Below are 2,277 nucleotides of genomic sequence, written 5' to 3'. Positions count from 1 at the left end.
TAGCACCGATTGAGCTAAATTCCCTAGATAGATCACAGAACTTATACATTAGTTATATTATGTTATTCAGAAAACTTTACTGGTACACAATTCATGACCAATCAAGGCAAAATCATTTTTGTCAATAGTAATTACGCGATAAATCAGCCACTTGATGCAGTATCAAATTCAAATTTGTACTGACTTTTTCGGGTAAGAATGAATGATACTTTTCAATAAGCTGTTCCACATCTAACTTTGATCGCATTTTATCCAAAAGGCGATCGCAAAAAATATTATTGATATCTTATATAACAAAGGCTCAGTATTTTACTCTCCAAGTAAAACCTTTATTTCTGTACTAGTTTTAGCGAATGCCTAGAGGAAACAGCTTTCATTTTCAAGTTAGTAAATTGTCCGATCGCCTTTACCAATTCTTGCTGATCTGGTTGCAAATTCAGTTGTTCTAGAGCTTGATTCATGTTCTTACCAGCCCGGAGATTATGAGCAAGTTGGGCACGTTGGGATGTGTTTAAGACTGCCTCAATTTCCCTATTTCTTCTCTGACGCACAGCCTGGAGTTGTTGGCTTTGTAGAGGAGTCAGGTTAATCACCGACGAGGTGGAGTAGCTTGCAGTTTTGGTAGTTTGGGCAAAAATGACACCAGAAGTAGTATGGAGTTGAACGGGTGCAGCTAAGGCAATTCCCGGCATGAAGAGAACAAAGAAAAGAATATTAAGTAACACAAAAAGCCGTTTTGTCAAGTGAATTCCCATATTGATAAATGCCTATATCTAAATTTAATGCTCAGATATAGTTAAGCAATTTTCAAGTCTTAATTTTGGAATCTTGAATTTATCCACTCCCAAGAGTCCGTACAAGTAGTATAATAAAATACATATTACACTAGCCTTAAGTAAGGTGGACACTATTTACTGATATTAATGACCTCGATTTTGTTACCTGTACGAGTGCCCACCTCCGGTAATTCGGGAGCATCTCACTTTCGGAAAAAGCGTTGTCAAACCTCACCCTAACCCCTCCTTAGTAAGGAGAGGGAGCAAGAATCTTGTTTATCATCTGGTATATTTGCTTTCATTGAGATGCTCGTCGGTAATTCTTCCTTAATTAGGAATTAGGATCAGACCTTCTTATTCTGTCAATTTCTCGTTGTAATTCTTCAATTTGACGGCGTAAAGTTTCTGTTTCATTTGTGGAAGATTTGGCTGCAACATTTACAGATCCTGATGCGGGCGATCGCTGATAATTTCCGCGGCGAATTTGCTGATATTCTTCGGATACTGCCCACGCTCGTAAGTAATGCAAGCGTTCAACTGGGAATGGATGGCTCAACATTGTACCCTGAGCGCCACTGTACATGAAGAATTTATACACCTGATTCAGTCCATCTTCATCCAATGCCTGATAATTTTCTGACTGCTTGATAAATTCTTGTAAACTACATTCATTGGCATATTTGTTACTACCGCCAGAGACTTTCATCATTAAAGACATCACGGGATTCAAGTCATCCATCACTAGTAGGGCGGCGCGATCGGACGATAACTCAGCTTTCCGCCGCCACTCAAAAAAGGCGTAAATCAAGCCCTGAGAGACAAAATTACCGATGCCGAAGGTCAATTCTCCCAAGGCAGAAGCAGCACTCATCGCCCACATCGCCATTTGAATTAAAATAGTATGACCACATTTAATATGCCCCAGTTCATGGGCTAACACCGCCCGAATCTCGGCTTCGTCTAGTAAGTCTAGTATCCCTGTATTTATGACTATGTAAGGATTCTCTTGCCCCAGCGCATAGCTATTTGCTTGGGGATTTTGCGAGACAAACAGTGTCGGTTCTGGGTAAATATCCAAATCTCGGACGCATTCCCGAAACATCTGGTAAATAGTGGAATATTGACGCGGCCCGACTTGGATGGTGTTACCCATTAGATAGACTAATTGAGGACGTTCGTAAATAAATTCCACAAATTTACGAGCGATTAAATCAAATCCGGGTAAATTTCGTAAAGCTTGCTCGGCTTGGCGATCTAGTGGATGCCTGAAGGCTTCGCTGGAAATTCCTGTGTAAGTTGGCATAATTTAAGGTAATTGGTAATTGGTGAGCCAGTGCGGTCTTCTCCCAAGGGGAGACGCTAAAAGCGATGGGGGTTTCCCCCATGAGCAACTGGCGAATCCGAAGGGTCATTAGTTTTGGACTAATGAGAAAGGACAACATAATAGAAATGGGGCAATTGGAAGTAAAAGTAACTTTGTATGGGATTAAAAGCGTGTGAT

The 2,277-nt window shown here is 40.7% G+C and carries 2 protein-coding genes; both read right to left on the bottom strand.

The genetic code is table 11. From position 1 onward, the window contains the following. Window positions 1-329: 329 nt before the first annotated feature. A complete protein-coding gene (locus tag ACYTXL_RS35520) occupies window positions 330-755 on the bottom strand; it encodes a hypothetical protein (RefSeq protein ID WP_461928655.1) in 426 nt (141 codons plus the stop codon). Between the two features lie 352 nt (window positions 756-1,107). Further along, complete coding sequence (locus tag ACYTXL_RS35515) at window positions 1,108-2,079, bottom strand: M48 family metallopeptidase (RefSeq protein WP_461928654.1); 972 nt, start codon at window positions 2,077-2,079, stop codon at window positions 1,108-1,110. Between the last annotated feature and the right edge of the window lie 198 nt (window positions 2,080-2,277).

The sequence above is a fragment of the Nostoc sp. genome (assembly GCF_054880495.1).
Note: the sequence above shows the minus strand (reverse complement) of the source record. Positions and strands in the feature narration are given on the sequence as shown.

Excerpts from the sequence above, each read along its gene's own strand:
- ACYTXL_RS35520 (WP_461928655.1), bottom strand. The coding sequence starts at position 755 with ATGGGAATTCACTTGACAAAACGGCTTTTTGTGTTACTTAATATTCTT.
- ACYTXL_RS35515 (WP_461928654.1), bottom strand. The coding sequence starts at position 2,079 with ATGCCAACTTACACAGGAATTTCCAGCGAAGCCTTCAGGCATCCACTA.